The 26,587-nt window shown below is 63.0% G+C and carries 32 protein-coding genes; 19 read left to right on the top strand and 13 right to left on the bottom strand.

The features are described 5' to 3' along the window. Nucleotides 1-56: 56 nt before the first annotated feature. On the bottom strand, nt 57-1,211 hold the full coding sequence (locus J0I79_RS24535) for a helix-turn-helix transcriptional regulator (RefSeq protein WP_292865292.1): 1,155 nt from the start codon (nt 1,209-1,211) through the stop codon (nt 57-59). 124 nt (nt 1,212-1,335) lie between these two features. Here J0I79_RS24535 and J0I79_RS24530 point away from each other — a divergent pair, with 124 nt between their 5' ends. Further along, nucleotides 1,336-1,884: a hypothetical protein gene (locus tag J0I79_RS24530; protein WP_292865289.1), complete on the top strand. Its 549-nt coding sequence runs from the start codon at nt 1,336-1,338 to the stop codon at nt 1,882-1,884. An 18-nt stretch (nt 1,885-1,902) separates the two neighbouring features. Next, complete coding sequence (locus tag J0I79_RS24525; protein WP_292865287.1) at nt 1,903-2,256, top strand: hypothetical protein; 354 nt, start codon at nt 1,903-1,905, stop codon at nt 2,254-2,256. 573 nt (nt 2,257-2,829) lie between these two features. Here J0I79_RS24525 and J0I79_RS24520 read toward each other — a convergent pair. From J0I79_RS24520 to J0I79_RS24505, 4 genes are all read right to left on the bottom strand, one after another. Continuing rightward, a complete protein-coding gene (locus tag J0I79_RS24520) occupies nt 2,830-3,051 on the bottom strand; it encodes a hypothetical protein (protein ID WP_292865284.1) in 222 nt (73 codons plus the stop codon). Nucleotides 3,052-3,183: 132 nt separating this feature from the next. Beyond that, entirely contained in the window at nt 3,184-3,789 is a 606-nt protein-coding gene (locus J0I79_RS24515; RefSeq protein ID WP_292865281.1) for an ATP-dependent Clp protease proteolytic subunit, read from the bottom strand. 21 nt (nt 3,790-3,810) lie between these two features. Continuing rightward, on the bottom strand, nt 3,811-4,272 hold the full coding sequence (locus J0I79_RS24510) for an SRPBCC domain-containing protein (protein WP_292865278.1): 462 nt from the start codon (nt 4,270-4,272) through the stop codon (nt 3,811-3,813). Next, nucleotides 4,269-4,583 (bottom strand): metalloregulator ArsR/SmtB family transcription factor, encoded by a 315-nt coding sequence (locus J0I79_RS24505; protein WP_292865276.1) that lies wholly within the window; start codon nt 4,581-4,583, stop codon nt 4,269-4,271. The genes J0I79_RS24510 and J0I79_RS24505 overlap by 4 nt, the downstream gene beginning before the upstream one ends. A gap of 226 nt (nt 4,584-4,809) precedes the next feature. Between J0I79_RS24505 and ssb the strand changes: the two genes are divergently transcribed. Both ssb and J0I79_RS24495 read left to right on the top strand, forming a co-directional pair. After that, nucleotides 4,810-5,328 (top strand): single-stranded DNA-binding protein, encoded by a 519-nt coding sequence (gene ssb, locus J0I79_RS24500; protein WP_292865274.1) that lies wholly within the window; start codon nt 4,810-4,812, stop codon nt 5,326-5,328. Between the two features lie 126 nt (nt 5,329-5,454). Further along, nucleotides 5,455-5,880: an OsmC family protein gene (locus J0I79_RS24495; protein ID WP_292865271.1), complete on the top strand. Its 426-nt coding sequence runs from the start codon at nt 5,455-5,457 to the stop codon at nt 5,878-5,880. A 36-nt stretch (nt 5,881-5,916) separates the two neighbouring features. Here J0I79_RS24495 and J0I79_RS24490 read toward each other — a convergent pair whose 3' ends face one another. The 4 genes from J0I79_RS24490 to J0I79_RS24475 all read right to left on the bottom strand — a co-directional run bounded on the left by J0I79_RS24490 (nt 5,917) and on the right by J0I79_RS24475 (nt 7,958). Then, nucleotides 5,917-6,285, bottom strand: coding sequence for a DUF4440 domain-containing protein (locus J0I79_RS24490; protein ID WP_292865268.1), 369 nt, complete (start codon nt 6,283-6,285; stop codon nt 5,917-5,919). A gap of 8 nt (nt 6,286-6,293) precedes the next feature. Next, nucleotides 6,294-6,923: a MarC family protein gene (locus J0I79_RS24485; protein ID WP_140607051.1), complete on the bottom strand. Its 630-nt coding sequence runs from the start codon at nt 6,921-6,923 to the stop codon at nt 6,294-6,296. Nucleotides 6,924-7,017: 94 nt separating this feature from the next. Then, entirely contained in the window at nt 7,018-7,395 is a 378-nt protein-coding gene (locus tag J0I79_RS24480) for a VOC family protein (RefSeq protein ID WP_292865261.1), read from the bottom strand. A 14-nt stretch (nt 7,396-7,409) separates the two neighbouring features. Beyond that, a complete protein-coding gene (locus tag J0I79_RS24475) occupies nt 7,410-7,958 on the bottom strand; it encodes a hypothetical protein (protein WP_292865258.1) in 549 nt (182 codons plus the stop codon). Nucleotides 7,959-8,043: 85 nt separating this feature from the next. Here J0I79_RS24475 and J0I79_RS24470 point away from each other — a divergent pair, with 85 nt between their 5' ends. After that, entirely contained in the window at nt 8,044-8,874 is an 831-nt protein-coding gene (locus tag J0I79_RS24470; RefSeq protein WP_292865255.1) for an AraC family transcriptional regulator, read from the top strand. Between the two features lie 19 nt (nt 8,875-8,893). Here J0I79_RS24470 and J0I79_RS24465 read toward each other — a convergent pair whose 3' ends face one another. Together J0I79_RS24465 and J0I79_RS24460 are read right to left on the bottom strand one after the other, a co-directional pair. Further along, nucleotides 8,894-9,514, bottom strand: coding sequence for a ParB-like protein (locus J0I79_RS24465; protein WP_292865252.1), 621 nt, complete (start codon nt 9,512-9,514; stop codon nt 8,894-8,896). Continuing rightward, nucleotides 9,511-11,214 (bottom strand): SulP family inorganic anion transporter, encoded by a 1,704-nt coding sequence (locus J0I79_RS24460; protein ID WP_292865249.1) that lies wholly within the window; start codon nt 11,212-11,214, stop codon nt 9,511-9,513. The genes J0I79_RS24465 and J0I79_RS24460 overlap by 4 nt, the downstream gene beginning before the upstream one ends. Before the next feature lie 207 nt (nt 11,215-11,421). Here J0I79_RS24460 and gyrA point away from each other — a divergent pair, with 207 nt between their 5' ends. Beyond that, complete coding sequence (gyrA, locus tag J0I79_RS24455) at nt 11,422-14,226, top strand: DNA gyrase subunit A (protein WP_292865246.1); 2,805 nt, start codon at nt 11,422-11,424, stop codon at nt 14,224-14,226. A gap of 80 nt (nt 14,227-14,306) precedes the next feature. On the opposite strand, the gene J0I79_RS24450 is transcribed toward gyrA, so the two are convergent. After that, nucleotides 14,307-14,459 carry a hypothetical protein gene (locus tag J0I79_RS24450; RefSeq protein ID WP_292865243.1) on the bottom strand — a complete coding sequence of 51 codons (153 nt, stop codon included), beginning with the start codon at nt 14,457-14,459 and terminating at the stop codon, nt 14,307-14,309. Between the two features lie 194 nt (nt 14,460-14,653). On the opposite strand from J0I79_RS24450, the gene coaD reads away from it, so the two are divergent. The 6 genes from coaD to tgt all read left to right on the top strand — a co-directional run bounded on the left by coaD (nt 14,654) and on the right by tgt (nt 18,995). Next, nucleotides 14,654-15,154 (top strand): pantetheine-phosphate adenylyltransferase, encoded by a 501-nt coding sequence (gene coaD / locus J0I79_RS24445; protein ID WP_292865240.1) that lies wholly within the window; start codon nt 14,654-14,656, stop codon nt 15,152-15,154. 112 nt (nt 15,155-15,266) lie between these two features. Further along, on the top strand, nt 15,267-15,761 hold the full coding sequence (locus J0I79_RS24440; protein WP_292865296.1) for a peptidylprolyl isomerase: 495 nt from the start codon (nt 15,267-15,269) through the stop codon (nt 15,759-15,761). 27 nt (nt 15,762-15,788) lie between these two features. Next, nucleotides 15,789-16,301 (top strand): peptidylprolyl isomerase, encoded by a 513-nt coding sequence (locus tag J0I79_RS24435; RefSeq protein ID WP_292865237.1) that lies wholly within the window; start codon nt 15,789-15,791, stop codon nt 16,299-16,301. Nucleotides 16,302-16,313: 12 nt separating this feature from the next. Continuing rightward, nucleotides 16,314-16,763 (top strand): DMT family transporter, encoded by a 450-nt coding sequence (locus J0I79_RS24430; RefSeq protein WP_292865234.1) that lies wholly within the window; start codon nt 16,314-16,316, stop codon nt 16,761-16,763. Then, complete coding sequence (gene queA / locus J0I79_RS24425) at nt 16,763-17,872, top strand: tRNA preQ1(34) S-adenosylmethionine ribosyltransferase-isomerase QueA (protein WP_292865232.1); 1,110 nt, start codon at nt 16,763-16,765, stop codon at nt 17,870-17,872. Before J0I79_RS24430 ends, queA begins: the two co-directional genes overlap by 1 nt. Next, nucleotides 17,865-18,995, top strand: a complete 1,131-nt coding sequence (gene tgt / locus J0I79_RS24420; protein ID WP_292865228.1) for a tRNA guanosine(34) transglycosylase Tgt — start codon at nt 17,865-17,867, stop codon at nt 18,993-18,995. The genes queA and tgt overlap by 8 nt, the downstream gene beginning before the upstream one ends. Nucleotides 18,996-19,015: 20 nt before the next feature. On the opposite strand, the gene J0I79_RS24415 is transcribed toward tgt, so the two are convergent. Next, nucleotides 19,016-19,435, bottom strand: coding sequence for a DUF4864 domain-containing protein (locus J0I79_RS24415; RefSeq protein WP_292865225.1), 420 nt, complete (start codon nt 19,433-19,435; stop codon nt 19,016-19,018). A gap of 192 nt (nt 19,436-19,627) precedes the next feature. Here J0I79_RS24415 and J0I79_RS24410 point away from each other — a divergent pair, with 192 nt between their 5' ends. From J0I79_RS24410 to J0I79_RS24380, 7 genes are all read left to right on the top strand, one after another. Continuing rightward, the gene (locus tag J0I79_RS24410; protein ID WP_292865222.1) at nt 19,628-20,251 is read left to right on the top strand and encodes a DsbA family protein; all 624 of its coding nucleotides are present in this window, start codon (nt 19,628-19,630) and stop codon (nt 20,249-20,251) included. Between the two features lie 80 nt (nt 20,252-20,331). Then, a complete protein-coding gene (locus J0I79_RS24405) occupies nt 20,332-20,568 on the top strand; it encodes an Lrp/AsnC ligand binding domain-containing protein (protein ID WP_127258914.1) in 237 nt (78 codons plus the stop codon). Nucleotides 20,569-20,738: 170 nt separating this feature from the next. Next, nucleotides 20,739-22,151 carry a circularly permuted type 2 ATP-grasp protein gene (locus J0I79_RS24400; RefSeq protein WP_292865218.1) on the top strand — a complete coding sequence of 471 codons (1,413 nt, stop codon included), beginning with the start codon at nt 20,739-20,741 and terminating at the stop codon, nt 22,149-22,151. A gap of 141 nt (nt 22,152-22,292) precedes the next feature. Next, on the top strand, nt 22,293-23,234 hold the full coding sequence (locus tag J0I79_RS24395) for an alpha-E domain-containing protein (protein ID WP_292865215.1): 942 nt from the start codon (nt 22,293-22,295) through the stop codon (nt 23,232-23,234). A gap of 13 nt (nt 23,235-23,247) precedes the next feature. After that, nucleotides 23,248-24,042 (top strand): transglutaminase family protein, encoded by a 795-nt coding sequence (locus J0I79_RS24390; protein WP_292865294.1) that lies wholly within the window; start codon nt 23,248-23,250, stop codon nt 24,040-24,042. Between the two features lie 123 nt (nt 24,043-24,165). Then, on the top strand, nt 24,166-24,897 hold the full coding sequence (locus J0I79_RS24385; RefSeq protein WP_292865212.1) for a peptidase: 732 nt from the start codon (nt 24,166-24,168) through the stop codon (nt 24,895-24,897). A gap of 102 nt (nt 24,898-24,999) precedes the next feature. Beyond that, on the top strand, nt 25,000-26,412 hold the full coding sequence (locus tag J0I79_RS24380) for an aspartate aminotransferase family protein (RefSeq protein WP_292865208.1): 1,413 nt from the start codon (nt 25,000-25,002) through the stop codon (nt 26,410-26,412). Nucleotides 26,413-26,587 lie beyond the last annotated feature (175 nt).

Below are 26,587 nucleotides of genomic sequence, written 5' to 3'. Positions count from 1 at the left end.
CGCGCGAGGGGGCAAGCGGAAAGAACAAAAACCGAACATACTCCTGACAATCTCGGTCAGGCCGGTGTCGCGAAGGAACCGGCCAGACGCACCAGCTCGGCTTGCCGATGGGTGCCTGTCTTGGCAAACAGCCGCAGGAGATGTGTCTTTGCCGTCGCATGGCTTATGCCGAGCGCCTTTGCGGTCTCGGCAAGCGTTTTTCCGTCGGAGATTGCCAGGTAGACGCGCGTTTCCGCCGGTGTCAGGTCGAACAGGGCAGCGACGGTCTCGCCGGACGGCTGGGTCAAACCCGTCGCAGGGGCGATGAAAATGGCGGCGCTGGCGCCCGGCGCGAGGTTCGGGCGTAAAGCCCCCTGGCTCAGAGGCAGGACATGCACCACGGCCGGCGAACCGTCGGGCCGTATCGCGGGGATGTCCGTGCCTCGTCGGTCGGGAGTCTCTCCAAGGCCGTGAGCCTGGCTCATGGCCTGGCGAAGCGCCGTCGTTCCGGCCGCGCTGCCAAGAGCCAGTGTGCCTCTCTGGTCGATGACCGGGCCTCCGCCGGTGAACATGGCCCGCGCTGCCTTGTTCGCACACAGGATGCCACGCTCCCTGTCGACCAGCACCACGCCGGCGGCGACGGCATCCAGCGCGGCCACCAGGTTGGCTGCCGCCAGGGTTTTCACATCGAGAATCCGGCTTATTGCCACCGCGCGTTGAATATGGGGAACAAGCAGGCGGGCGAGTGCCACTTCCCGCTCGCCGATGGCGCCTTGGCTATGGTGCCGCGCGAAGCCGACCGAGCAGGTCGTGTCCCTGTCGCGCGTGATCGGTATCGCCATCAGGTCGATGATGCCCTGCGGTTCGATCCAGTCGCGGTAGTAGGGAGTGTCGGCCCATATGCCTTGTTCCCGCTCCCGGGAGAGCACCTTCGGCTCGCCGACGGCGAAGCTCGCTATGCGCTCCGCGCCGCCCCATTGCGCGACGATGTCGGCGCCGTGTTCCGGAATGCGCCGAGCGTAATCGTCGGCGATGCCGCTGGTCACGTTGAGGATCGGCAGGCCGTTCGGCGCCGTCCACACCGTGAACATGCCGTTGCAGAAACCGAGTGATCGCCGGATTTCCGCCAGCGTCCGCTCCCAGTTCGACGGGTCGATGGCACAATCGTAGATCAGGCCGATCAGCAGTGACAAAAGTTCCGTGTCGCGCAGGCCGTCCGCGGTCTTCGACATGCTCCCCCCGAAGCTGATTTTGGCGACCTTAGGGTGACGAGGCGAAAACGTCCACCGTTCGGTGGACGACGATTGCCCGTGGATTTGCGAGCCGTTCCGCGACTGCATTGAAAGGGGAAATATGGTGGGAAAATCAATTCTGGTCCTGATGATGCTCGCGGCGTCGATGGCGGTGAAGCCGGCCCTGGCGTCCGAAGAGGTTTTCAAGCATCCGAAAGTCGGCGGCAACCGGCTCGACTGGTGCTTTTCGTTCCAGAAGGGCTGCGGGGAAAAGGCCGCCAATGCCTGGTGCCAGAGTCAGGGCTACAAGAACGCCGCCGCCTTTTCGAAAGCCGCCAATGTCGGCCTGACCCGCACCATCGGCGACTCGTCGCTGTGCGCGGACACCAATTGCGACAGCTTTTCCCAGATCACCTGCTTCAAGCCTCCATTGCCCGTGGCGGTGTTGAAATACGAGGCGCCGACCTTCAAGGGGCTGCGGCTGGACTGGTGCTATGCCTGGCAAAAGCAGTGCGGCAAGCCCGCTGCCGAAGCGTTCTGCCAGAGCAAGGGCCATGGCGGCGTCAAGTCGTTCCAGAAGGCGGCGCATGTCGGCGGGATGACCAGGGTCATCAGCAATTCGCAGGTCTGCGACGGCAACTGCGACAGCTTCGCCACCATCGTGTGCCAGTAAGCGAGAAGGGGAAACCGCATGCCATTGAAGAGCCTTCGTCCAATAGGTCTGGCCCAGGTGCTGGTATCGGGTCTGCTCCTCGCCGCTCCCGATGTCGCGGCCGCGAAAGAGCAGACCTTCAACAAGCCGAGTTTCAAATATGGCGGCATCACCGGTGTCATCAGTCTGGTGCGCCTCGACTGGTGCTGGAACCATCAGCAGATGTGCGGCATGCGCGCCGCGGATCTCTACTGCAAATCTCGCGGTTTCCAGAAAGTAGCGGCGTTCACCAAGGATCCGGCTATAGGAGCGACCGTTTCGATGGGGGACAAGAAGGTTTGCAACGCGGGCATCTGCGATGGCTTCGCCACCATCACCTGCCAAAGCCCATGACGGTTTGTTTCAAGCTCAATCGATTAAATCACAAAATGGCTTTGCCGGCTCTTCTTCCTTGACCCTCCAGGCCAAGAGGCGCAGTCTCGAAAGCGTCAGACGAAGCCGGCTGTCTTTCGATGGCCTCGCCGCCGCAAGGCGGCCTGCGAGACGCCGCAGGCACAAGCGATTTGCGCTTCGGAAAGACAATGTCGCAACGGACAAAAGGAGCGGAGCATGACGCCGCCGGACAGTCCCCCAGGGCTTCAAGTGTCATTGAAGCCGCGGCAGGCATAAGTGCCAGAGGCAGGCGTATACGCCGCCCGACAAACCGTGACCTGCCGAATCTCCGAAAATCAGAGACCACTGGTCGGATCGTCGGCTGAAAGCCGCGAAGCATCCGAGATCGAAAGCCGGTAAAACATTCCCGGCAAGAGTTGGATTTGATATCCATGAAGGCCCCGTCAGACTGCGGCAGCAGCGGCGGGGCTTGAATTTTTGCGATCCCGCATAGTGGATGTCGTCAAAATCGCCACAGTCCTCGATAAGCACACGGCACCAACCTATCGATCGGACCAGCTTTGCGGCCGCCCGTCAGTGGTTGGGAATTCGGTTGCCGCCTGTTGCCATGTCCAAGGTTATGCTGCCGCCGATCCTGACATCGGTGTTGCCGATCTTGAACGACCCGTCATTGCCGGCTGGCAGCGCGTCATCCGGTTCCGGTTGCGGCGCGGGCTTGGCGATGCGGTAGTCGCCGCTGACGCCGGGCAGCTTCTGGGCCGAACTGTCATCGGCGAAAGCCGCAGGGCAGGCCATAATCGTGGCGGCGAGGGCCGTGAGGATTATGCGAAAAAGCCATGGTATCCGATGCGTGGTCATCCGCCAACTATAGCCGGCCGATTGAGGCGATACCACCGGCGCGGCAATCAAATTAGTGCGTTCGGCCGATCAGGCTGCCTTCTTACGGGTATCGAAGACGTGGTCGACAATGCCCCATGCCTGCGCTTCCCGCGCGGTCATGAAATGGTCGCGGTCCAGCGTGCGCTCGACTTCCTCATAGGTGCGGCCGCAATGTTGAGCGTAGAGTTCGGTCATGTGCCGCTTGGTCCGGCTGATGCGCTCGGCATGCCGCTGTATGTCGGACGCCTGACCCTGGAAGCCGCCCAGCGGCTGATGCAGCAGGATGGTGGCATTCGGCAGCGCGATGCGGCGCCCCGGCGTGCCCGCCATCAGCAGGAACGATCCCATAGATGCGGCAAAGCCCATGCACACGGTCGATACGGGGCAACTGATATACTGCATCGTGTCGTAGATGGCGAAGCCGCTGGTCACGACGCCGCCCGGCGAATTGATGTAGAGCGAGATTTCCTTGTCGGGATTATCGGACTCCAGCGACAGAAGCTGTGCGCAGACCAATGCCGACACATCGTCATTGATCTCGCCGTTGATGAAGACGATACGCTCGCGCAGCAATCGCGAAAAAATGTCGAAGGCGCGCTCGCCGCGGCTGGATTGCTCGATCACCATCGGCACAAGGCTGGCAACACCGCTCATGGTCTTCTCCATTGTCTTTGTTCAGGCCGCGCGCATCATCGGCGGGATGTTCGCGGCGACAGGCTTTCCAACTCCCGGCGACGCCAGGGAAAGCCGGCAACCGGCGCCCGCCATGGCAACAGCAGGCACCGCCTTGCGGGCAAAGCCGTCATGGACGATGCGCAGATGCGTGCCGCCGGAAACCGTGCGGGCGAGTGTGAAAGTGACGGTGCTGTCGAGCGGTTCATCCATGTCGCCCGCCTGCTCGCGCCAGGAATAGCGCAGCAATCGTTCGGGCTGGGCTTCGAGAATTTCGCATTCGATCGCCGCATCCGCTTGCGCGAAGGCAAAGCGGCTGCCCGCCTGCGGTTTGATATCGTTCGGCATCATCCAGGCGGCCAGCAATTCCGGAACCGTCAGGGCCCGCCATACCTTTTCCGGCGGCTCGGCAAGATCGTATTCGAACTCCAGCGCATCCGGGGCGGCGTCGGTCTCGGTCTTCATTGATCCATGTCCTTCAAAACGGTCTTCAGCCTTTCGATGCGCTCCGGCCAGAAGGCGCGGTAGCGTTCGATCCAGGAAAGCAGCGGTGCAAGCCCCTGCGGATCAGCGCGATAATAGGCGTTGCGGCCGGCCCGACGCTCGATCACAAGGCCGGCGCCCCGCAGGACCGCCAGGTGCTGGGAGACCGCCGGCTGCGACACCGTCAGGCCGCTGCGCAGTTCCGATACGCTCATCTCGCTCGCGGCGAGCCTTTCGAAGACCGCGCGTCTCGTCGGGTCTGCCAGGGCGCGGAAAATCTCTGCTTCGATCATGGCAAAAGCATAAGTCGATACTTATTGATTTGGCAAGCGCAGTTTTAAAACCCATATGTGGGATCTCGACATTGCCGCCATTTCTTGACAATCAGCGGCAATGCATATAGGAACGAAAAGAGAACAAAAACCTTGTGGGAAAAGCCAGCCTTGGCAGGCGGCGATCGTGCGCAGCCTGTAAGGTGCTGCCACAAAAATTTGTTTCGGATGAGCGCGGAGAAGTATCATGGCGGGTAGCGTCAACAAGGTCATTCTGGTCGGCAATCTCGGCGCGGACCCTGAAGTTCGCCGCCTGAATTCGGGCGAGCCGGTCGTCAACATCCGCATTGCGACGTCGGAAAGCTGGCGCGACAAGAACTCGGGCGAGCGCAAGGAAAAGACCGAGTGGCACAATGTCGTCATCTTCAACGACCAGCTCGCCAAGGTGGCGGAGCAGTATCTGAAGAAGGGCATGAAGGTCTATGTCGAGGGCCAGTTGCAGACCCGCAAATGGCAGGACCAGACCGGCGCCGACAAGTACACGACGGAAGTCGTGCTGCAGAAATTCCGCGGCGAGTTGCAGATGCTCGACGCGCGTGGCCAGGGCGAGGGCGGGCAGGTCGGCGGCTATTCCGGCGGCAGCAGCCGTGGTTCCGATTTCGGCCAGTCCAGCCCGAACGAAAGCTTCAATCGTGGCGGCGGCTCATCGAGGGGCGGCGGTGGCGGTGGTTCCTCGCGCGAGCTGGACGACGAAATCCCGTTCTGATCGCGCATCAGCGAGCGGCTGACACCGCCTCATGATACACCCCGAGGGTCCGGCATCGGCTCTCGGGGTTTTGCATTGTTGACCCGACCGGAATGCGGGCGGTCAAGGGACTGAAAGGACAGGGCAGTGAAAGCACGGGTGAAATGGGTCGAGGAGCGCACCTTCGTCGGAGAATCCGGCAGCGGCCACAAGCTCGTGCTGGGAACGGCGTCCGGCCCTGACGGCAAGACGCCGGGGCCGAGCCCGATGGAACTGGTGTTGATCGGCACCGGCGGCTGCTCCGCCTATGACGTGGTCCATATTCTGGAAAAGGGCCGCGAGGCGGTCGAGGACTGCGTGGTGGAACTCGATGCCGACCGCGCCGAGACTGATCCCAAAGTGTTCACCCGCATCCACATGCATTTCATCGTCAAGGGCCGCGCCCTGTCGCACGACAAGGTCAAGCGCGCCATCGACCTTTCGATCGACAAATACTGCTCGGCTTCCGCCATGATGGCCAAGACCGCGACGCTGACGCATGATTTCGAGGTCATCGATACGGCGGCGAAGTAAGGCAGGCGGCTGCCTCATCCGCAATTGCCTGGTCATTCATAGGGCTGCACGGGTTCCCTGGTGGAAGACCAGTCGCCAATCCTGGTCGCGGCGTTTCCAGACCGAGCTCCGCAACGACGGCACGGCGTTCTCTGCCCGGGGTTGCAGCCGATAGGTGAGGAGGACGACGCCAGGAGCCAATTGAACAGCTCTTATGGCGGTCATCTCAAGCTGGTCATTCGGCATCGGCTCTTCTTTCGTGTCCGTCAGCGCCGCCATGATTGATTGCTTGTCGTATTCATAGCCGGACTTGCCGAACTCGATCATGTCGTCGTCCAGGACAGCGTCGAGAAAATCCGGATCGGAGCGCGTTGGCGCCTTCAACAATGCCAGTTCCAGTTCGACAATCCTTGGATCGACAGTCATTTCAGACGCTACCCGACCATCAGCGCCTTGATCCCGTCCGCCACGAACTGCACCGCCAGCGCCGCCAGGATGACGCCGAGCAGGCGGGTCAGGATCGAACGGCCGGTCTGGCCGAGGATGCGGTCGATGCGCTCCGACAGCACGAACACCAGATAGGTGATGACCAGGCAGGCAAAGATGATGCCGACGAGTGCCGCCTGCGCGGCAAAGCCCTGGAACGACCCGGAGAGCAGCACCGTCGCCGAAATCGCGCCGGGGCCGGCGATCAGCGGGATCGCCAGCGGGAAGGCGGCGATGTTGTGGATCATGTCCTTCGTGATGGCGACGTCACCGATCTTCTCCTTGCGGTCCTGCCGGCGCTCGAACACCATTTCGAAGGCAATGAAGAAGAGCAGGAAGCCGCCGGCGACCCGGAAGGCCGGCAGCGTGATGCCGAACACCGAAAGGATCGAGGCGCCGGCGACGGCGAACAGCGCCATCACCAGGAAGCCGATGACCGAGGCGCGGACCGACACCTGCTGGCGTTCCTCGCGGTTCATGCCGCGTGTCACGGCAAGAAACAGCGGCGCCAGGCCGGGCGGATCGATGGTCACCAGGATGGTGACGAAGGCGTTGAACAGGCTGTCGAAGCTCGGCATCTCTGACCCCTCCCGCCGGGCCGGGCCCGTACTCCGATATTGGTAGAGCAAAGCCCGGTCGGTGGGAACAGTCAGCGTTGCGAAACCGGCGCGCTTAGCCGGCAGTGCCGCAATAGGCTTCAAGACGATAGCCGTCCGGGTCGATGACGAACGCCGCGTAATAGTTTTCGCCATAGTCGGCGCGCAGACCCGGCGCGCCATTGTCGCGGCCGCCAGCGCGCAGGGCAGCGGCATGGAAGGCATCGACGCTATCCCGCGTCGGCGCGGCGAAGCAGAAGTGCAACCCTGACTTTTCATCAGCTGGCACAGGCCGAGCCGCCTCGTTCACCCACAAGGCGACACTTTGGGCGCCATAGCCGAGCGACCCCGGTGACTGGCTGAGGCAGCTATATCCCAGCGGCTTCAGAGCGGCATCGTAAAAACGCTTTGAAGCGTTGCTGTCGCGAACGCCGATCGAGACGTGGTCGAACATGTTTTCCTCCATTGTTACAATGCCTTATCTGGCTGAGTTGCCGCCACGCGGCGCGCCAGGAATTCCACCTCCAGGCGCCAGGTCGCGCCATTGTCGGACGAGCGCTCGCCGAGCCATCGGAAGGAATTCTCCGTGATGCGCGAAAAGCTCCAGCGAACCGAAGCTCCGGTGCCGTCGGCACCGACCTGTACGATCCTGTCACCCTCGGCCCGACCGAGCTGGCGGCTGTAATACTGGTTGCGCGGGTCGCTCCAGAATATGTGCCAGGCATCCGCGCCGGGGTCGTAGAGGCGCAGCGTCGTGCCGTAGAATGTCCACGTGCCAAGCGCCGGCTGGGGGCCGGCGTTCCGGGCTGGCAGGATCCACACATCCTGGATTGCGCGGCCCTCCAGCACCCAGCCGAAATGCACCTCGCCGCGCCCGGTCAGCACCGTGCCGTCCTCGAGATGGCGCGAGGCTTCGAACGTCCAGGCGCCGGCGAAGCGACCATAGAGGTTCAGTTTGTCGGCAAGCCCGTCGATTGGTCCGGGACTGTGCAAGGCGTCCGCAAAGGGGTCGAACATCGCTACGATCTCTTCTTGTCAGGAGACCGGGAGCAGTAAGCGTTGGCGGGCTTCTGGGCTTGGGAAAAATTGCTATATTTTGGTGATGACGGCGATCACCAAAACCTTCGCTTCCGGACCAGGCTGGCATGTGGCGGATGTGATCTGCACCGCCGGCGCGGGCGATCGGCCATTCGAGGAAGCGCATCGGGATTTCTGCATCGCGGTGGTCACCAGCGGTACGTTCCGCTACCGCGCGCAACAAGGCACCGCCATGTTGGCGCCGGGCGCGCTTCTGCTCGGCAATTCCGGCACCTGCTATGAATGCGGGCACGAGCATGGCAGCGGCGACCGCTGTGTCTCGTTCCATTTCGCACCGGCCTACATGGAAAGGATCGTGGCCGACGTCCCTGGCGCCAGGACGCTAAACTTCGAAGCGCCGCGCCTACCGCCTTTGCCGGTCATGGCGCCGCTGCTGGCGGAGACGGAAGCCGCCCGCGATATGTCCGAGACCGGCGCCTTCGAGGAACTCGGACTGCGCATCGCGGGAGCAGCCATTGCGACCGCCACGGGCACCACGCATCTCGCCCGCACCCCGAGCCGCCGCGATCAGAAACGGGTTGCCGAGGCCGTGCGTCGGATCGAGTTCGATGCCGACGCGCCGGTTTCACTATCGATGCTTGCCGGGGAGACGGCGACCAGCCCGTACCATTTCCTGAGAACCTTCAGGCAGGTCGCCGGCATGACACCCTATCAATTCCTGCTCAGGACCAGGCTGCATCGCGCCGCGGTGCGGTTGCGCACCTCACACGATGCCATCTCGGCAATAGCGTTCGAGGCCGGGTTCAACGACCTGTCGACCTTCAATCGCCGGTTCCGCAACGTGATGGGCCAGACGCCGGGCCAGTATCGCGCCGGGCGTTCCTTCGCCGGCTGAAGGGACAATTCCCGCAGCGTCAGTCGGTGGTAGGCCCGCACCAGCCCGGCAGATAGTCCGCGTCCTTGCCTTTGGAGAGGGCGAGCGCTTCCTTCATCGCCTTGTCGAAGTTCTTCACCACGGCATCCCTGTCGATGCGCCGGCGCAGAAAGTCGGCCCAGATGAACTCGCTGAACGGCGTGGTATCCTTGGCGTAGCCGCCCAGCCGGCGCAGTTCGCCGGCCATGCTGCGGTAGGGGTCGTCAACGAGGTCGCCGATCGTTCTCGGGATCGCCGCGTAATCGCGGCGCTGGCCGTTCGCATCGAACGGGTGCATCCAGCCCCGGTTGTCCAGCATGAACAGAAACGCGTCCTTGTCCAGCGCCGACAGGTCGCTGATGACAGTCACCAGCACGTCCTTGACCCCTTCCTCGAGCAAGGCGCGGGCGAGATGATGGTGATCGGTGACATAGTTGCGCTTCTTCGGCCCCAGCACGACGGGTACCATGTGTTTGCCAAGGAAGGCGCCTGTCTTGGCCGCGCTCTGCGAGCGGATCATCTGGCGCTTCAGGTCCACCTCGCGCATGCCGACGGTAATCTGTGTCGGCCGCAGCTCCTTGACCGGCACCGGGGTCACCAGCGGCTCTCTGAGCACGATCATGCCGAACTCTCCTGTTCCTGCGGCAGCGGGCCGGGACGCAATGTTGTGATGGCGGCATCGACGCTGTGAAAGATCCGCTGCGGGCCGACAAGGTCGATGATGCCGAACCGGGCCAGCGCTTCCTGCGCACGCACCGATTCCATGCGAGCAATCGCGAATATTGCGCCCGCATTGCGGCAATGGGTGACGGTTTGGATCAATGCCTGGGCGGCGGTGTAGTCGATCTCGACAATGTTACTGGCTTCCAGCACGACGAGCTTCACATCGCCCTTGCCGGCGTCGACCAGTTCGCAAAAACCGCGCTTGAAACGATCGGCGTTGACGAAGGACAGCGGCGCCTGGAATGCGGCGACCAGCACGCCGGGCGTCTGATCGCCGGGGGCGCCTCGCGTCGGCGGCCACCAGACCGATGTTCCGGGAACCTGGTTGAGTTCGATGGGCTGCGTGCGCGTCGCGCTCCAGACGCCGTGCAGCAGGGAGAGGCCGATGCCGATGGCGACGCCGATCTGGATCGGCAGCGCCACGATCGCCGCCATGGTGATCAGGATCAGCACGAACTCGATCGGGGCCTGCCGGAAGACATCGGCGAACACCTGCCAGCGCAGGATGCGCTGCGCGACGAACAGAAGCACGCCCGCGAGTGCCGCCTGCGGGACGCTGGCAAGCAGGCCGCCGCCGAAAGCGCCGAGCGCCAGCACGATGACTGCTGCCACGAGGCCCGCCACCTGGGAGTGGCCGCCCGTCTGGACCGCGATTGCCGTGCGCGGCGGGCTGGCGTTGACCGGAAAGCCGCCGAACAGGCCGGAAGCGACGCTGCCAGCGCCGACGCCGACGAAGTCGCGGTTGACGTCGGGCGCCTCGCCATTCGGCGGCACGAAGGAGCGGGTGGTGGCGGCCGTCTGGACCATGACGACGATGGCGATCAGCAACGCCAGCGGAACCAGCGCCTGGACGTCATCGAGGCCGGCAAGGGGAAGGCTGGCTTGAGGCAGGCCGTTGGGCAGGGCGCCGAGCACGGCGACGCCACGGTTTGCCAGGCCGAGCGTGATAACAGCCAGTGTCGCCAGCACCAGCCCGATCAGGGCTCCGGGAATGCGGGCACTGATGCGTTCGCAGACAAAGACGATAAGGAACACGCCGAGGCCCAGGATAAGGCTCCAGGGATTGGTGAGGTGGAGATTGGCGGCAATCTCGCCGACGCGCCGCAAGGTCTCGCCGCTTTCCGCCGGCAGGCCGAGTAGCCCCGGCAGTTGCGAGACGATGATGTGGATCGAGATGCCCGCAAGGAAGCCGGTGGTGACCGGAACCGACAGGAGGTCGGCGATCCAGCCGAGCCGAAGCAGGCCGCAAAGGACAACGAGCGCCCCGACCATCACCGCCAGCGTCGCCGCCATCGCCAGATATTGCGGCGAACCGCTGGCGGCCAGCAACGCCAGGCCGCCGGCGAACAGCGGCGTGATGGTTGAATCCGCCCCCGCCGACAGATAGCGGTTGGCGCCGAAGGCCGCGAAGGCCACCGAACCGGCGGCGAAGACGAAAAAACCGATTTCGGGTGCGAAGCCGCCCAGCCGCGCCGTCGCCATCTGCTCGGGAATGGCGATCGCCGCCAGCGTGAAACCGGCAATGAGGTCGCCGTTGATGTTGGCGGGCGTCCAGCCGCGCAGCGATTGGAAGGGCAGCCAGGAGGCCAGATTCGTCATGCGCCAGGCCCTCGCCGGAAAGACACGCGACAGGCGGCTTTTGCCGCGACGGTCCTGAAAAGCACTTTGGCCATATCGTCGCAATCAGTGGTATCCATTTGAAATTACCACCAAAAATGACACTGGAAAAGTGGCGCCGACATTGGAGTTTCGGCCCCGCTTCCTATATAAGCAGCAAGTGATTCCTGATTAGATTGTGACCCCGATTTGACCGACCAGAAGACACCGCGCGGCGCCGACGGCGGCCCCACCGGCATCGAGCCGATATCCATCATCGAGGAGATGCAGCGCTCCTATCTCGATTACGCCATGAGCGTGATCGTCAGCCGTGCTCTGCCCGATGTGCGCGACGGCCTGAAGCCCGTGCACCGCCGCATTCTCTTCGCCTCGCATGAGAGCGGCTATCACTGGAACCGCAAATATGTGAAGTCGGCGCGCCCGGTCGCCGACGTGATGGGTAAATACCATCCGCATGGCGATGCCTCGATCTATGACGCCCTGGTGCGCATGGCGCAGGATTGGTCGCTGCGCGTGCCGCTAATCGACGGGCAGGGCAATTTCGGCTCGATCGACGGCGATCCGCCGGCGGCGATGCGCTACACCGAGTCCCGGCTGACCAAGGTCGCGCATGAACTCCTGGAGGATATCGACAAGGAAACCGTCGATTTTCAGGACACCTACGATGCGTCCGGCAGCGAGCCGAAGGTCCTGCCGGCCCGCTTCCCCAATCTCCTGGTCAACGGCTCCGGCGGCATCGCCGTCGGTATGGCCACCAACATTCCACCGCACAATCTGAGCGAAGTCTGCAACGGCGCGATCGCCATCATCGACAATCCGGCCATCGACCTGCCGGCGCTGATGGAGATCATCCCGGGTCCGGATTTTCCGACCGGCGGCATCGTTCTTGGCCGCTCGGGCATTTACAGCGCCTATTCCACCGGCCGCGGCTCCATCGTCATGCGCGGCAGGGTCAACATCGAACAGCGCGGCAACGACCGCGAATCGATCATCATCACCGAGATCCCCTATCAGGTGAACAAGGCCTCGATGATCGAGAAGATGGCCGAGCTGGTGCGCGACAAGCGCATCGAGGGCATTTCCGACATTCGCGACGAGAGCGACCGCCAGGGTTATCGCGTCGTCATCGAGCTGAAGCGCGACGCCGTCGCCGACGTCATCCTCAATCAGCTCTATCGTTTCACGCCGCTGCAGACCTCCTTCGGCGCCAACATGGTGGCGCTGAACGGCGGCAAGCCGGAACTGCTGACGCTGACCGACATGCTGAAGGCGTTCGTGACCTTCCGCGAGGAGGTGGTCACCCGGCGCACCAAATTCCTGCTGCGCAAGGCGCGCGACCGCGCCCACGTGTTGGTGGGCCTCGCCATCGCCGTCGCCAATATCGACGAGGTGATCAAGCTGATCCGCACCGCTCCCGATCCGCAGACGGCGCGCGAGCAGTTGATGGAGCGGCGCTGGCCGGCCGGCGATGTCGAATCGCTGATCCTGCTGATCGACGATCCGCGCCATCGCATCAATGAGGACGGCACCTACAACCTCTCCGAGGAACAGGCGCGCGCCATCCTCGAACTGCGCCTGCAGCGCCTGACCGCGCTCGGCCGCGACGAAATCGCCGATGAGCTGAACACGATCGGCGACGAGATCAAGGACTATCTCGACATCCTGTCCTCGCGCGCCCGCGTCCAGCAGATCGTCAAGGACGAACTCGCCGCCGTGCGCGACGAGTTCGGCACGCCACGTCGCACCGAACTCACCGATGGCGGCGCGGACATGGAAGACGAGGACCTGATCCAGCGCGAGGACATGGTCGTGACGGTCAGCCATTCCGGCTACATCAAGCGCGTGCCGTTGTCGCTCTACCGGGCGCAGCGCCGGGGCGGCAAGGGCCGCTCGGGCATGTCGACCAAGGACGAGGATTTCGTCACCCGGCTGTTCGTGGCCAACACGCACACGCCGGTGCTGTTCTTCTCCTCGCGTGGCATCGTCTACAAGGAAAAGGTATGGCGGCTGCCGATCGGCAATCCGCAGTCGCGCGGCAAGGCGCTGATCAACATGCTGCCGCTGGAGCAGGGCGAGCGTATCACCACCATCATGCCGCTGCCCGAGGACGAGACGAGCTGGGGCGAGCTCGACGTGATGTTCGCCACCACGCGCGGCACCGTGCGCCGCAACAAGCTGTCCGACTTCGTCCAGGTCAACCGCAACGGCAAGATCGCCATGAAGCTGGAGGAGGAAGGCGACGAGATCCTCGGCGTCGAGACCTGCACGGACAATGACGACGTGCTTCTGACGGCCAGTTCCGGCCAGTGCATCCGTTTCCCCGTCGGCGATGTGCGTGTCTTCCAGAGCCGCAACTCGGTTGGTGTGCGCGGCATAACCATGGCCGAGACCGACCGGATCATCTCCATGTCGGTGATCGAGAATGTCGATGCGCCGCCGGCGGAACGCGCCGCCTACCTCAAGCGGGCCGCGGCCGAACGGCGGCTTGCCGCCGGGATCGCCGCCGGTGAAGAGGAAGAGATCGCGCTGACCAACGAAGAAGTCGGCGAGGAGACCGAACTCTCCGACGAGCGCTACGAGTTCCTCAAGGCGCATGAGCAATACGTTCTGACCGTGACCGAGTATGGCTATGGCAAGCGCTCTTCGTCTTATGATTTCCGCTTGACCGGACGCGGCGGCAAGGGCATCCGCGCCACAGACGTCTCCAAGACGGCCGAGATCGGCAGGCTGGTGGCGACGTTCCCGGTCGGTAACGACGACCAGATCATGCTCGTGTCGGATGGCGGCACCGTCATCCGCGTGCCGGTGAACGGCATCCGCTTTGCCAGCCGTGCCACAAAGGGCGTCACCATCTTCAACACCGCCGAAGGCGAGAAGGTGGTTTCAGTCGAGCGGATTTCGGAGCCGCAGTCGGATGAGGAAGGCGAGGAGACCGTCGAGAACGGCGCCGGGACAGAGCCATCGGCCGATGCCGGTCCGGAGAACGCCGAATAGACAGGTTACAGGTCTCTTGACATGACAACGCCGGCCAATCGGCCGGCGCGGTGAAGAGCCAGGTTTTAGTTCAGACTGGCTTAGTAGTGACGATACGGCTTGCGCGGGCCGAAGCCTTCGAAGCGTTTCGTATTTGCCTTGACGCGGGCGCGTTGCGCCTCCTGATGCAGCCCGAATACTGTGGCGATCAGCATGGCAACGGTCATTGCGGTGGCGAGCATGTAGATCAGCATGTGCGTGTTCTCCTGCGCCTTACAACGGATAGATGGGACTTTGGTTTCATCTTATTAAGGGTGCAATCTAGTGAACGCTGCGTGAAGGCTTCGTGATCAGCGTGTTCATCTGTCGTTCATGTGCGCAAAAAGGTTCACGGGCATGATCTCGATCGGATTTGCCTTCCGTCCGCGCGCCCGCTAGAAGCACCGGCATGACCGAACGCACCGCCCTTTACGCCGGCTCCTTCGACCCGCTGACCAACGGCCATCTCGATGTGCTGAAAGCGTCGCTGGCGGTGGCCGACATCGTCTACGCCGCGATCGGCATCCATCCGGGCAAGAAGCCGCTGTTTTCCTTCGAGGAACGGGTGCAGTTGATCGAGGCCGCGACCAAGGCCGAATTCGGCCGCGACGGCGCCCGCATCAAGGTCGTCGCTTTTGACGGGCTGGTCATCGATGCCGCCAGGAAACAGGGCGCCTCGATCATGATCCGTGGCCTGCGTGACGGCACTGATCTCGATTACGAGATGCAGATGGCCGGCATGAACGAGACCATGGCGCCGGAACTGCAGACGGTTTTCTTGCCGGCCAGCCCCTCGGTGCGCACCATTACCGCCACACTTGTGCGCCAGATAGCCTCGATGGGGGGCGACATCCGCCCCTTCGTGCCGACCGCGGTTGCCGGCGCGCTCACCGCAAAATTCGCGAAATAGAGATTTCGGAGAACCACACATGCAGCTGAAGAAGCTTGCCTCGTTCCTCATTGTGCTTGCCGGTCTCGTGACCGCCTCGGTTTCGGCCTTCGCCGCCGATCCGGAAAACACCATGATCATCACGCTCAAGGACGGCGACGTCACCATCGCGCTTCGCCCGGATCTGGCGCCCAAGCATGTCGCCCAGATCAAGAAGCTGGTGCGCGACCATGCCTATGACAATGTCGCTTTCCACCGCGTCATCGATGGCTTCATGGCCCAGACCGGCGACGTCAAGTTCGGCAACATGAAGAAGGGTTTTAGCGCCGAAGCCGTTGGCACCGGTGGTTCCGACCTCCCCAACCTGCCGGCTGAATTCTCGAAGACCGAGCATTACAAGCGCGGCGTGGTCGGCATGGCCCGCTCGCAGGACCCGAACTCCGCCAATTCGCAGTTCTTCATCATGTTCGCGCCGGCGCCCTCGCTAGATGGCCAGTACACCATCGTCGGCAATGTCGTCAGCGGCATGGATCTGGTGGACAAGATCAAGAAGGGCGACGAAGCCGACAACGGCACCGTCACCGACCCTGACCGCATGATCAAGGTGCGCATCGCCGCCGACAAGTAAATCTGTTTGAAAACAAGGATATCTGACATGGCCGAAATCAAGGACCGCGAGAACGCGCTCATCATGGAAACGACCAAGGGCAAGGTCGTCATCGAACTCTTCCCCGACCTGGCGCCCGGCCACGTCGCCCGCATCAAGGAACTGGCCAGGGAAGGCGCTTATGACGGCGTGGTCTTCCACCGCGTCATCGACGGCTTCATGGCGCAGACCGGCGACGTCAAGTTCGGCAATTCGAGCAAGCCGACTTTCGCGCCTTCGCGCGCTGGCATGGGCGGCTCCGACAAGCCGGACCTGAAGGCGGAATTCTCCAACGCCAATCACGGCCGCGGCACATGCTCGATGGCCCGCGCCCAGAACCCGAACTCGGCCAATTCGCAGTTCTTCATCTGCTTCGACGATGCCGCCTTCCTGAACCGCCAGTACACGGTCTGGGGCCAGGTCATCGAAGGCATGGAAAATGTCGACAAGATCAAGCGCGGCGAGCCGGTGCAGGATCCCGACAAGATCGTGTCGCTCAAGGTCGCCGCGGACGTTAAGTAAGGTAAAACGACGATGATGGGCGTTGTCTGGTCCCTGCTCGGCATACTGTCCGGCGCCTTCATCGCCATCCAGGCGCCGATCAATTCGCAGCTGGCGCGCGGCCTCGGTCTTCCCGTAGCCGCCGCCGCGTTCTCGTTCCTGTCGGGGGCGATAGTGCTCGGCATCATCTCGGTCACGGTGGTGAAGCTGCAAGGCATCACGCTCGACTGGAAGGCGCCGGCGCCCTGGCTGTTCGTCGCCGGCGGCATGCTCGGCGGCTTCTACGTGACGCTTTCCACGATCCTGACGCCGCGCATTGGGGCTGCCGCGCTGATGGCGTTCCTGGTGGCGGGCCAGTTGCTGGCTGGCATGCTGATCGACCGCATTGGCTTCCTTGGCGTCGCGGTGCGTGAAATCTCGTTCGGCCGCATCGCCGGCGCGGTTCTGCTTCTGGCCGGAGCGCTGCTCGTCAGGCTCTACTGATGCGCGTCGACCTCTTCGATTTCGACCTGCCGGAGGAGCGCATCGCGCTTCGTCCGGCCGAACCGCGCGACAGCGCCAAACTGCTGGTGGTCAGGCCCGGCGAAGCGCTCGACGACCGCCGGGTTGGCGATCTGCCAGCCTTGCTCCAGGCCGGCGACGTGCTGGTGTTCAACGACACCAAGGTCATCCCGGCGCAGCTCAAGGGCATCAGGCGGCGAGGCGAGGCGGCAGCGCAGGTCGAAGCCACCTTGCACATGCGTGTCGCGCCCGACCGCTGGCTCGCCTTCATGCGGCCTGGCAAGCGCGTCGCCACCGGCGATCGCATTCATTTCGGCCATGACGGCAATTCCTGTTTCCTCGGCCAGCTCGACGCCACGGTGATCGAGAAGGGCGAGGGCGGTGAAGCGCTGCTCGGCTTCGATCTGTCCGGTCCGTTCCTCGACGAAGCACTTCGCGCCGTCGGCCACATCCCGTTGCCGCCCTACATCGCCTCGAAGCGCGATGACGATGAGCGCGACAGAGCCGACTACCAGACCATCTACGCCCGGGAGGAAGGCGCGGTTGCGGCGCCCACGGCGGGCCTGCATTTCACGCCGGAACTTTTCGCGGCTCTCGATGCCATCGGTGTCGAACGCCATTTCGTCACCCTGCATGTCGGCGCCGGCACGTTTCTGCCGGTCAAGGCCGACGATACATCGGACCACAAGATGCATGCCGAGATCGGGTCGGTCAGCGAGGCGACTGCCCAGGCGTTGAACGCGGCCAGGGCGAGGGGCGGGCGCATCGTCGCCGTCGGCACCACATCGCTGCGCCTGTTGGAGAGTGCGGCGCGCGAGGATGGCGCGCTGGCAGCTTGGTCGGGCCCGACCGACATTTTCATCACGCCCGGCTACCGCTTCAAGAGCGTCGACCTGCTGGTGACCAATTTCCACCTGCCGCGTTCGACCCTGTTCATGCTGGTGTCTGCCTTCAGCGGCCTAGACACGATGCGCGCGGCCTATGCGCATGCCATCGACAGCCACTACAGGTTCTACTCCTATGGAGACGCAAGCCTGCTTTATCGGGCGGAGACGGGCGCGCCAGCCCATGACAAGGAATTCAATGACTAAGCCGTTCTCTTTCAAGGTACTGGCGACCGACGGCAAGGCGCGGCGCGGGCTGATCGATATGCCGCGCGGCGAGATCCGTACGCCCGCCTTCATGCCGGTCGGCACCGGCGGCACGGTCAAGGCCATGTACATGGATCAGGTGCGCGGCGTCGGCGCCGACATCATCCTGGGCAACACCTACCATCTGATGCTGCGGCCGGGTGCCGAACGCGTTGCGCGGCTCGGCGGCCTGCACGAATTCGCCCGCTGGCCGCGGCCGATCCTCACCGACAGCGGCGGTTTTCAGGTCATGTCGCTGTCGAAGCTCAGGAAACTGACCGAACAGGGCGTCACCTTCCGCTCGCACATCGACGGCGCGCCCTACGAAATGTCGCCGGAGCGCTCGATCGAAATGCAGGGACTGCTCGATTCCGACATCCAGATGCAGCTCGACGAATGCACGGCCTTGCCGGCCGAACTGAAAGAGATCGAGCGCGCGATGGAGTTGTCCCTGCGCTGGGCCGAACGCTGCAAGACAGCGTTTGGCGACCAACCAGGCAAGGCGATGTTCGGCATCGTCCAGGGCGGCGACAATGCCGCGCTCAGGGTGCGTTCGGCGCAGGCGCTGAGCGCGATGGACCTCAAGGGCTACGCGGTCGGCGGCCTCGCCGTCGGCGAACCGCAGGCCGTGATGCTCGAAATGCTCGATATCACCTGTCCGGAACTGCCGGCCGAGAAGCCGCGCTATCTCATGGGCGTCGGCACGCCCGACGATATCCTGAAATCAGTGGCGCGCGGCATCGACATGTTCGACTGCGTGATGCCGACGCGCGCCGGCCGGCATGGCCTGGCCTACACCAGGCGCGGCAAGGTCAATCTGCGCAACGCCCGCCATGCCGACGATCACCGCCCGCTCGACGAGGAAAGCGACTGCCCGGCGGCGCGGGACTATTCACGCGCCTATCTGCACCACCTTGTTCGTTCGCAGGAGGCGCTCGGCGCCATGCTGCTCACCTGGAACAATCTTTCCTACTATCAGAAGCTGATGCAGGACATCCGCGCGGCGATCGAGACAGGCAGCTTCGAGGTGCGCGGCGCCGAGATATCGGATGGCTGGGCGAGGGGCGATATCCCGGCGCTCTGATCTCCGGCATTTTTCGCCGCTCAGGTGCTCAGCGAGTTCGACGCTCGCAGGCTGCAGCCGGTGATCTGGAACGAGCCGTCCGGCTGCTGCTGCAGCGTGTAGACCGCTTCATAATCCTTCCCGTCCGGGCCGACGATCAACACCTGCTGGATGATCGAGCCCGGGCCTGTCTGCTCGACCTTGCCGAAGGCATAGGATTGCGGCTTGCGCACCGGCGGGTAGCCGTTGGTCACCATGTTCATGAAGGCATCGACCGTCGGGAAGACCTGCTTCACGTTCGGCGCGGCGAAGCTGTAGGCTTTGGCGCCGTCATTGGCGATCAGAGCCTTCAGCTGGCCATCGATGACTGCCTGACCGGCCTTGATCTCGGCGTCGCCGGCAAAGGCCGATGACATCAGCATGAACGGAACGAAGATGAATGCGAAAAAAGCGCGGCGCATAGCCTGTCTCCGCTGTCCCTCGAAAACCGCCTCCTGAAAGCAATTCCGGAGACATCCTAACATACGCGCCACAGCGGCCCACGGTTTCATCGCTCGCCAATATTCCCCTCGTCTCGGCGAATTCCTTATGCTTAAGCTTCCTTTAAGGCGGGGCGCTCATCGTGAATTGCGGGGGGAGAGAGCGAGCAAGTCATGGGACGAATGATGTCCGTGCAGCCTGTTGACCGGCGCCTTTTGCTGAAGGGCGTTGCCTCCCTTGCTGCTTTGGCTGCTTTTCCAGCCTGGGCGAAAGCCGCCCCGACAGTCACCGAAGTGGCCTTCGATCCGGCAATCCCGGCGCTCGGCAATCCTGCCGGCGATGTAACCATCGCCGAGTTCGTCGACTACCAGTGCCCGGTCTGCAAGCTCGTCTTTGTCGAACTCAAGAAGCTGATGGCCGAGGATCATGGCGTCCGGCTGGTGATGAAGGACTGGCCGATCTTTGGCGATGTGTCGCGGGATGCCGCGCGCATGGCATTGTCGGCCGGCGGGCACTACGCGGCGGCCGTGGATGCGCTGATGTCTAACGAGAGGGGCCTTTCCGAGCGCCGAACCGACGATATTCTGGGTTCCGTCGGTGTCGACGTCGCCAATGCCCGGGCGGGCCTTGCCGGGCGGCAACCGGAGATCGATGCACTCCTGTCACGCAACGCGGCCCAGGCCGACGCCTTCAGATTGCAAGGTACGCCCGCTTTGGTCATCGGCGGCAGGCTTTTCAAGCGAGGCATGCCGGTGGCGGAGCTCCGGGATGCCGCGGCCAAGGCTCGGGCCGGCTAAGTAGGCTCGCAGCGCTTGAAAGCCCGCCTCCAGTCTGCCAGAAGGGCCGCTTGGACTTGGAAGTTTAGCGGGACGAAGCCATGAAGGCGTTTTTCGTGCAGATCAAATGCGAGCTCGGCAAATCCTATGAGGTTGCCAGCGCGCTTGCCGATGCCGAGATCGCCTCGGAGATCTACTCCACCGCCGGCAATTACGACCTGCTCGCCAAGTTCTATGTCGATGATGAGGAGGATGTCGGCCACTTCGTCAACGAGAGGGTCCAGATTCTCCCAGGGATCAAGGATACCTTCACCGTCGTCACTTTCCGCGCCTTCTAGCTGCCACCGGGATTGCCCGGGCGCGAGGCACAGCCTGTTCCAGGCCTCATTTCAGCTGCCTTAATTTTAGGCATACCCAACATACTGATCGCCAGTACCCCGCAAATCACCGATTGCGCTTGATTTTCTTCGGCGACGCCAGTGAAATGGCGTTACAGGGGAGTACGCGATTGGCAGCGTTCGATGAAATGCTTCCGGAAGTCTCCGGATTGAGAAGACCGTATACGGCTTATGACCGCTGGCTGAAGGAGCAGGATCCAGCCAGGCTCACCGAGAAGATGCAGGACGCCGAGCGCGTCTTCCGCAAGACCGGAATTACTTTCGCCGTCTATGGTGAGCAGGAAGCCTCCGAGCGGCTCATACCCTTCGACATCGTTCCGCGCATCATTTCCGGCCAGGAATGGCGGCGCCTGACACAGGGCATCGAACAGCGCGTCCAGGCGTTGAACGCTTTCCTCGACGACATCTATCATCGCCAGGAAATCCTGCGGGCCGGCCGCGTTCCCCGCGATCTTGTGGCCAGGAACGAGGCGTTCCTGCCGGAGATGATCGGGGTCAGGCCGCCGGCCGGCGTTTACACCCACATCATCGGCGTCGATATCGTGCGCATCAGCGAGGACGAGTTCTACGTGCTGGAGGACAATGCCCGCACACCGTCGGGCGTGTCCTACATGCTGGAGAACCGCGAGACGATGATGCAGCTTTTCCCGGAGCTGTTTCAGAAGATCAAGGTACGGCCGGTGGAGAACTACCCGCAGCTGCTGCGCCAATCGCTGGCGGCAGTGCGTCCGCAAGGCACCAAGGGCGCGCCGACCATCGCCGTGCTCACCCCCGGCAGCTACAACTCCGCCTATTTCGAACATGCCTTCCTTGCCGACCAGATGGGCGTGCAATTGGTCGAGGGCCAGGATTTGCGCGTTGTCGACGGCCATGTCGCCATGCGCACGACCGAAGGCTACAAGCAGATCGATGTGCTCTACCGCCGCGTCGACGATGCTTTCCTCGATCCGCTGACCTTCAGGCCCGATTCGGCGCTTGGCGTGCCCGGCATCATGGACGTCTACCGCGCCGGCAACATCACCATCGCCAACGCGCCCGGCACCGGCATCGCCGACGACAAGGCGATCTACTCCTACATGCCCGAGATCGTCGAATTCTACACCGGGCGCAAGGCGATCCTCGGCAACATCCCGACCTGGCGCTGTTCGGAACCGGACAGCCTGAAATATGTGCTCGAGCACATCCACGAACTTGTCATCAAGGAAGTGCATGGCTCCGGCGGCTACGGCATGCTCGTCGGGCCGGCGGCGACCAAGAAGGAATGCGAGGCCTTTGCCAAGAAGCTGCAGGCGAAGCCGTCGAACTACATCGCCCAGCCGACGCTGGCGCTGTCGACATGCCCGATCCTGACCGAAAAAGGTCTGGCGCCGCGCCACGTCGACCTCAGGCCTTACGTGCTGGTCTCCGACCGCATCCAGCTCGTACCCGGCGGGTTGACGCGCGTCGCGCTCAAGGAAGGGTCGCTGGTCGTCAACTCCTCACAGGGCGGCGGCACCAAGGATACCTGGGTGCTGGATGATTGAAGAGAGTAGGTAGGGAATAGTCAGTAGGCATTAGGCAGTAGTGAAGTACAGGGGGATAGGAAATGCCAAAATCCATTGAAATTCAAATATTTACTGCTCTCTACTGCCTATTCCCTACTCACTAGCCCGAAGGGCCACTTCATGCTTCTCGGCCGCACCGCCAACGGGCTCTACTGGATGAACCGCTATATCGAGCGGGCGGAAAACATGGCGCGGCTCGTGGATGCCGGGCTGCGCATGGCACTGACGCGCACCCAGAACGCCTCGGAAGAGTGGAACTCGGTGCTGCTCAGCGCCGGCTCGGACGTTGCTTTCACACAGAAGTACCAGGACTATACGGCGGCTAACGTCGCCGACTTCCTGTTGCGCGACACGTCCAATCCGTCGAGCACGATGGCGTCGATCGAGACCGCCCGGAACAACGCCCGCATGGTCCGCACGGCGCTGACGCGCGAGACCTGGGAAAGCATCAACGAGGCCTGGATGGCGCTGAAGCGCATGCTGGCGAGACCCATCGACGAGCGCGACCTGCCAAGCGTGCTCGACGCGATCAAGCGCGAGACGGCGCTGATCCGCGGTTCCTTCTACGGCACCATGCTGCGCAACGAGATTTTCGAGTTCTCCCAGCTCGGCACCTATGTCGAACGCGCCGACAACACCGCGCGCATTCTCGACGTCAAATACTACGTGCTGCTGCCGTCGATCTCCTGGGTCGGCTCGAGCCTCGACAACTACCAATGGGAATCGATCCTGCGCTCGGTGTCGGCGCATCGCTCCTACCGCTGGGTCTACGATGCCGACTATAAGCCGACCAACATAGCCGACTATCTGATCCTCAACGTCCGCATGCCGAGGTCGCTGACCTTCTGCTACCGTTTCCTTGCCGAGCACCTGAAATTCCTCGGCGACGACTATGGCGAGCGCCATGCCTGCCATGCGACGGCGGAAAAGACGCAAGCCATGCTGCGGGGCGGGTCGATCAAGGACATATTCGACGCCGGCCTGCATGAATTCCTTGCCGGCTTCATCCGTGACAACACCAGGCTGGGCGACGAGATCGCGCAGGACTATCGGTTCTACTGAGCGGAAGATGGCGATGCGGCTCAAGATCACCCATCGGACCGAGTACAGCTACGATGCACCGGTGCAGTATCTGCTGCAGCGACTGAGGCTTTTGCCGCTCAGCGGACAGACGCAGACAGTCAATGCATGGGCGATCAAGATCGATGGCGCGCGTGAGGAAGTCCGTTTTGCCGACCATTTCGGCAATGACACAAGGCTGGTGAGCATCGAGGGCGGTCACAACACCATCACCGTGGAGGCCTCCGGCGAAGTGATGACGCGCGACACATCAGGTGTCAGTGGACCGCATCAGGGTTTCGCGCCGCTCTGGCTGTTCACCCAGGAAACACCCCTGACGACGATCGGCAAGGGTGTCCGCGAACTGGCCGAGGCCGCCGGCCAGGGAACCGATATCGAGAGGCTGCACCGGCTGATGGCGCTTATCGGAGAGCGCGTCGCCTATACCTCCGGCGCCACCAACGCGGCGACACCGGCGGAGGTAGCCCTGGCACTGAAGACCGGCGTCTGCCAGGACCACAGTCACATCTTCGCGGCCGCGGCGCGCGCCATAGGTTTCCCGGCGCGTTATGTCAGTGGCTATCTGATGATGGACGCCGCCGTCGAGCAGGCGGCCAGCCATGCCTGGGCCGAAGCGCATGTTCCGGGCCTCGGATGGGTTGCCTTCGACCCCGCCAACGGTATCTCTCCCGATGAGCGTTATGTGAGAATAGCCATCGGGCGCGACTATCGCGATGCCTCGCCGGTTTCAGGAATTCTGCTCGGCCAGGCGCAAGAGAAGCTTGCCGTGACCGTCAGCGTCGAGCAGTAATCGGCCGGAGCCGGATGCTCGGGGTCGAATCGGCCTGAAATCTCCATCCGTCTCCTGGTCAACGAGATGGGGCGTGTTGTTGTTCGGCATCATGCTCAGGGACGAACTGCCGGAAGAGAAACCATGACCTATTGCGTCGGCCTCAAGATCGATCGCGGGCTCGTCTTCATGTCGGACACGCGCACCAATGCCGGCATGGATTCGATCTCCACCTTCAAGAAGATGCATGTCTGGGAGCAGCCCGGCGAGCGCGTCATCGTCTTGATGTCGGCCGGCAACCTGGCGACCACGCAGGCGGTGGTCAGCCTGCTCGACGAGCGCACCAAGGCGGTGACGGACCGCCATGAGAAGCTGCTCGAAACGCCATCCATGTATCAGACGGTGCGGCTGGTCGGCGACACGGTGAAAGAGGTCATCGCGCAATCCTCGCCGACAGGCGACAAGGCCGATTCCTATTTCAACGCCTCCTTCATCCTCGGCGGCCAGATCAAGGGCAGCCCGCCGCGCCTGTTCATGATCTATCCCGAAGGCAATTTCATCGAATCGACCGACGACACGCCGTTCTTCCAGATCGGCGAGACCAAATATGGCAAGCCGATCATCATCCGCGCCTATGAGCGCACGATGAGCCTGGCCGAGACGGTGAAGCTGCTTCTGGTGTCGTTCGATTCGACGCTGAAGTCGAACCTGTCCGTCGGCCTGCCGCTCGATCTGCTTTTCCTGGAGAAGGACGCTTTCCAGGTCGGACTGAAGAAGCGGATCGGCCAGGACGACCCGTACTATCGCGCCATTTCGGAAGGCTGGTCGAACGCGCTGAAGACGGCTTTTGCCAGCCTGCCGGATTTTCCGGGGTGAGGGCGCCTGGCCTGCTCAGGCCGGTTGCCTTGATATAATTAACGTGTTAATGAAATGGCTGCGCCGGCCTGGCTGGCATTTGCGCGTCGCTTGGGAGGATGCATGAACAACGAAGAATTCCGCGACTGGTCGCGGCGCGCCGCCGACTGGGGCGCCGACTATCGGGCAAGCCTGCGTGATCTGCCGGTGCGTCCGGCGGTTGCGCCTGGAGATATCTTCCGGAGCATCGAGGCGTCGCCGCCCGAAAACGCCGAACCGATGGACAGGATTTTCGCCGATTTCGAAGACAAGATCGTGCCCGGGATGACCCATTGGCAGCATCCGCGTTTCTTCGCCTATTTTCCGGCCAACGCCGCGCCCGTTTCGGTGGTGGCGGAGTACCTGGTGTCGGCGATGGCCGCCCAATGCATGCTTTGGCAGACATCGCCGGCGGCGACCGAACTTGAGACGCGCGCCGTCGACTGGATGCGACAGGCGCTCGGCCTTCCCGAAGGGTTTTCCGGGGCGATCCAGGATTCGGCCTCGTCGGCCACGCTAAATGCGGTGTTGACCATGCGCGAGCGCGCGCTCGACTGGCAAGGCAACAAGAAGGGGCTGGCGGGGCAGGCGAGGCTGCGCATCTATTCCTCCGACCAGGTACATACCTCGATCGACCGGGCGATCTGGGTCGCGGGCATCGGCGAGGACAATCTCGTGCGCATTCCCGTCAGCGGCCGCTTTCGCGCCATGGACACGGCGGCCCTCGAGGCGGCGATTGTCGCCGACAGGCAGGCCGGCCTGCTGCCGGCCGGCATCATCGCCTGCGTCGGTGGCACCTCCACCGGCGGCACCGACGACATTGCCGCGGCTGCCGCGATTGCCAAGCGGCATGGGCTCTATCTGCATGTCGACGCCGCCTGGGCAGGGTCGGCGATGATCTGCCCGGAATACCGGCATTTCTGGACCGGTGTCGAAGGTGCCGATTCCATCGTCTTCAACCCGCACAAATGGCTTGGCGCGCAGTTCGACTGCTCGATCCAGTTCCTGCGCGACCCCGAAAGCCATGTCAGGACGCTCGCCATCAAGCCGGACTATTTGAAGACCCATGGCCATGACGGCGTCATCAATTACTCCGAATGGTCGGTGCCGCTCGGTCGGCGCTTCCGCGCCCTCAAATTGTGGTTCCTGCTGCGCGCCCATGGATTGGAGAACCTGCGCGCCATGATCCGCAACCACGTCGCCTGGAGCGAGGGACTTGCAGCGCGGCTGGCGGGTGAAGCGGACTTCCAAATCGTCAGCGAACCGATGCTGTCGCTGTTTTCGTTCCGGCACAGGGTTGCTTCGGGCGCCGACGCCGACGAGCACAATCTGCGCCTGGTGAATGCGATCAACGATGATGGCCGCATCTACCTGACGCAGACGAGGGTTGATGGGCGGGTGGCGATCCGCTTTCAGGTCGGACAGTTCGAAGCGACACGGGATGATGTCGATTCTGCTTTCGCCGTCATCACCGAAATCGCGCGCGGCATGGCCTGATAGGGACGCTTCGGCATTGCGCCGGACTTTGCCTTTGCTATCAGGCAAATTCAATTAGCCGGCTTATGCCTTTTCATCGTTTTCGTTTTCGGTTATAAGCAAGAAAAACGAAAACGGGAGCTTGCCAGATGTACCTGTCGCCGCGCCATGCTGAAATCATCCAGATGGCAAAGGA

It is taken from the genome of Mesorhizobium sp. (assembly GCF_017306585.1).
GTDB lineage: Bacteria > Pseudomonadota > Alphaproteobacteria > Rhizobiales > Rhizobiaceae > Mesorhizobium.
This window is presented reverse-complemented; position numbering and strand designations above follow the sequence as displayed.

Coding starts and splice junctions, on each gene's coding strand:
- J0I79_RS24535 (WP_292865292.1), bottom strand. CDS start 1,211: ATGTCGAAGACCGCGGACGGCCTGCGCGACACGGAACTTTTGTCACTG.
- J0I79_RS24525 (WP_292865287.1), top strand. CDS start 1,903: ATGCCATTGAAGAGCCTTCGTCCAATAGGTCTGGCCCAGGTGCTGGTA.
- J0I79_RS24520 (WP_292865284.1), bottom strand. CDS start 3,051: ATGGCCTGCCCTGCGGCTTTCGCCGATGACAGTTCGGCCCAGAAGCTG.
- J0I79_RS24515 (WP_292865281.1), bottom strand. CDS start 3,789: ATGAGCGGTGTTGCCAGCCTTGTGCCGATGGTGATCGAGCAATCCAGC.
- J0I79_RS24510 (WP_292865278.1), bottom strand. CDS start 4,272: ATGAAGACCGAGACCGACGCCGCCCCGGATGCGCTGGAGTTCGAATAC.
- J0I79_RS24505 (WP_292865276.1), bottom strand. CDS start 4,583: ATGATCGAAGCAGAGATTTTCCGCGCCCTGGCAGACCCGACGAGACGC.
- ssb (WP_292865274.1), top strand. CDS start 4,810: ATGGCGGGTAGCGTCAACAAGGTCATTCTGGTCGGCAATCTCGGCGCG.
- J0I79_RS24490 (WP_292865268.1), bottom strand. CDS start 6,285: ATGACTGTCGATCCAAGGATTGTCGAACTGGAACTGGCATTGTTGAAG.
- J0I79_RS24485 (WP_140607051.1), bottom strand. CDS start 6,923: ATGCCGAGCTTCGACAGCCTGTTCAACGCCTTCGTCACCATCCTGGTG.
- J0I79_RS24480 (WP_292865261.1), bottom strand. CDS start 7,395: ATGTTCGACCACGTCTCGATCGGCGTTCGCGACAGCAACGCTTCAAAG.
- J0I79_RS24475 (WP_292865258.1), bottom strand. CDS start 7,958: ATGTTCGACCCCTTTGCGGACGCCTTGCACAGTCCCGGACCAATCGAC.
- J0I79_RS24470 (WP_292865255.1), top strand. CDS start 8,044: ATGACGGCGATCACCAAAACCTTCGCTTCCGGACCAGGCTGGCATGTG.
- J0I79_RS24465 (WP_292865252.1), bottom strand. CDS start 9,514: ATGATCGTGCTCAGAGAGCCGCTGGTGACCCCGGTGCCGGTCAAGGAG.
- J0I79_RS24460 (WP_292865249.1), bottom strand. CDS start 11,214: ATGACGAATCTGGCCTCCTGGCTGCCCTTCCAATCGCTGCGCGGCTGG.
- J0I79_RS24450 (WP_292865243.1), bottom strand. CDS start 14,459: ATGCTGATCTACATGCTCGCCACCGCAATGACCGTTGCCATGCTGATC.
- coaD (WP_292865240.1), top strand. CDS start 14,654: ATGACCGAACGCACCGCCCTTTACGCCGGCTCCTTCGACCCGCTGACC.
- J0I79_RS24440 (WP_292865296.1), top strand. CDS start 15,267: ATGATCATCACGCTCAAGGACGGCGACGTCACCATCGCGCTTCGCCCG.
- J0I79_RS24435 (WP_292865237.1), top strand. CDS start 15,789: ATGGCCGAAATCAAGGACCGCGAGAACGCGCTCATCATGGAAACGACC.
- J0I79_RS24430 (WP_292865234.1), top strand. CDS start 16,314: ATGATGGGCGTTGTCTGGTCCCTGCTCGGCATACTGTCCGGCGCCTTC.
- queA (WP_292865232.1), top strand. CDS start 16,763: ATGCGCGTCGACCTCTTCGATTTCGACCTGCCGGAGGAGCGCATCGCG.
- tgt (WP_292865228.1), top strand. CDS start 17,865: ATGACTAAGCCGTTCTCTTTCAAGGTACTGGCGACCGACGGCAAGGCG.
- J0I79_RS24415 (WP_292865225.1), bottom strand. CDS start 19,435: ATGCGCCGCGCTTTTTTCGCATTCATCTTCGTTCCGTTCATGCTGATG.
- J0I79_RS24410 (WP_292865222.1), top strand. CDS start 19,628: ATGGGACGAATGATGTCCGTGCAGCCTGTTGACCGGCGCCTTTTGCTG.
- J0I79_RS24405 (WP_127258914.1), top strand. CDS start 20,332: ATGAAGGCGTTTTTCGTGCAGATCAAATGCGAGCTCGGCAAATCCTAT.
- J0I79_RS24395 (WP_292865215.1), top strand. CDS start 22,293: ATGCTTCTCGGCCGCACCGCCAACGGGCTCTACTGGATGAACCGCTAT.
- J0I79_RS24390 (WP_292865294.1), top strand. CDS start 23,248: ATGCGGCTCAAGATCACCCATCGGACCGAGTACAGCTACGATGCACCG.
- J0I79_RS24385 (WP_292865212.1), top strand. CDS start 24,166: ATGACCTATTGCGTCGGCCTCAAGATCGATCGCGGGCTCGTCTTCATG.
- J0I79_RS24380 (WP_292865208.1), top strand. CDS start 25,000: ATGAACAACGAAGAATTCCGCGACTGGTCGCGGCGCGCCGCCGACTGG.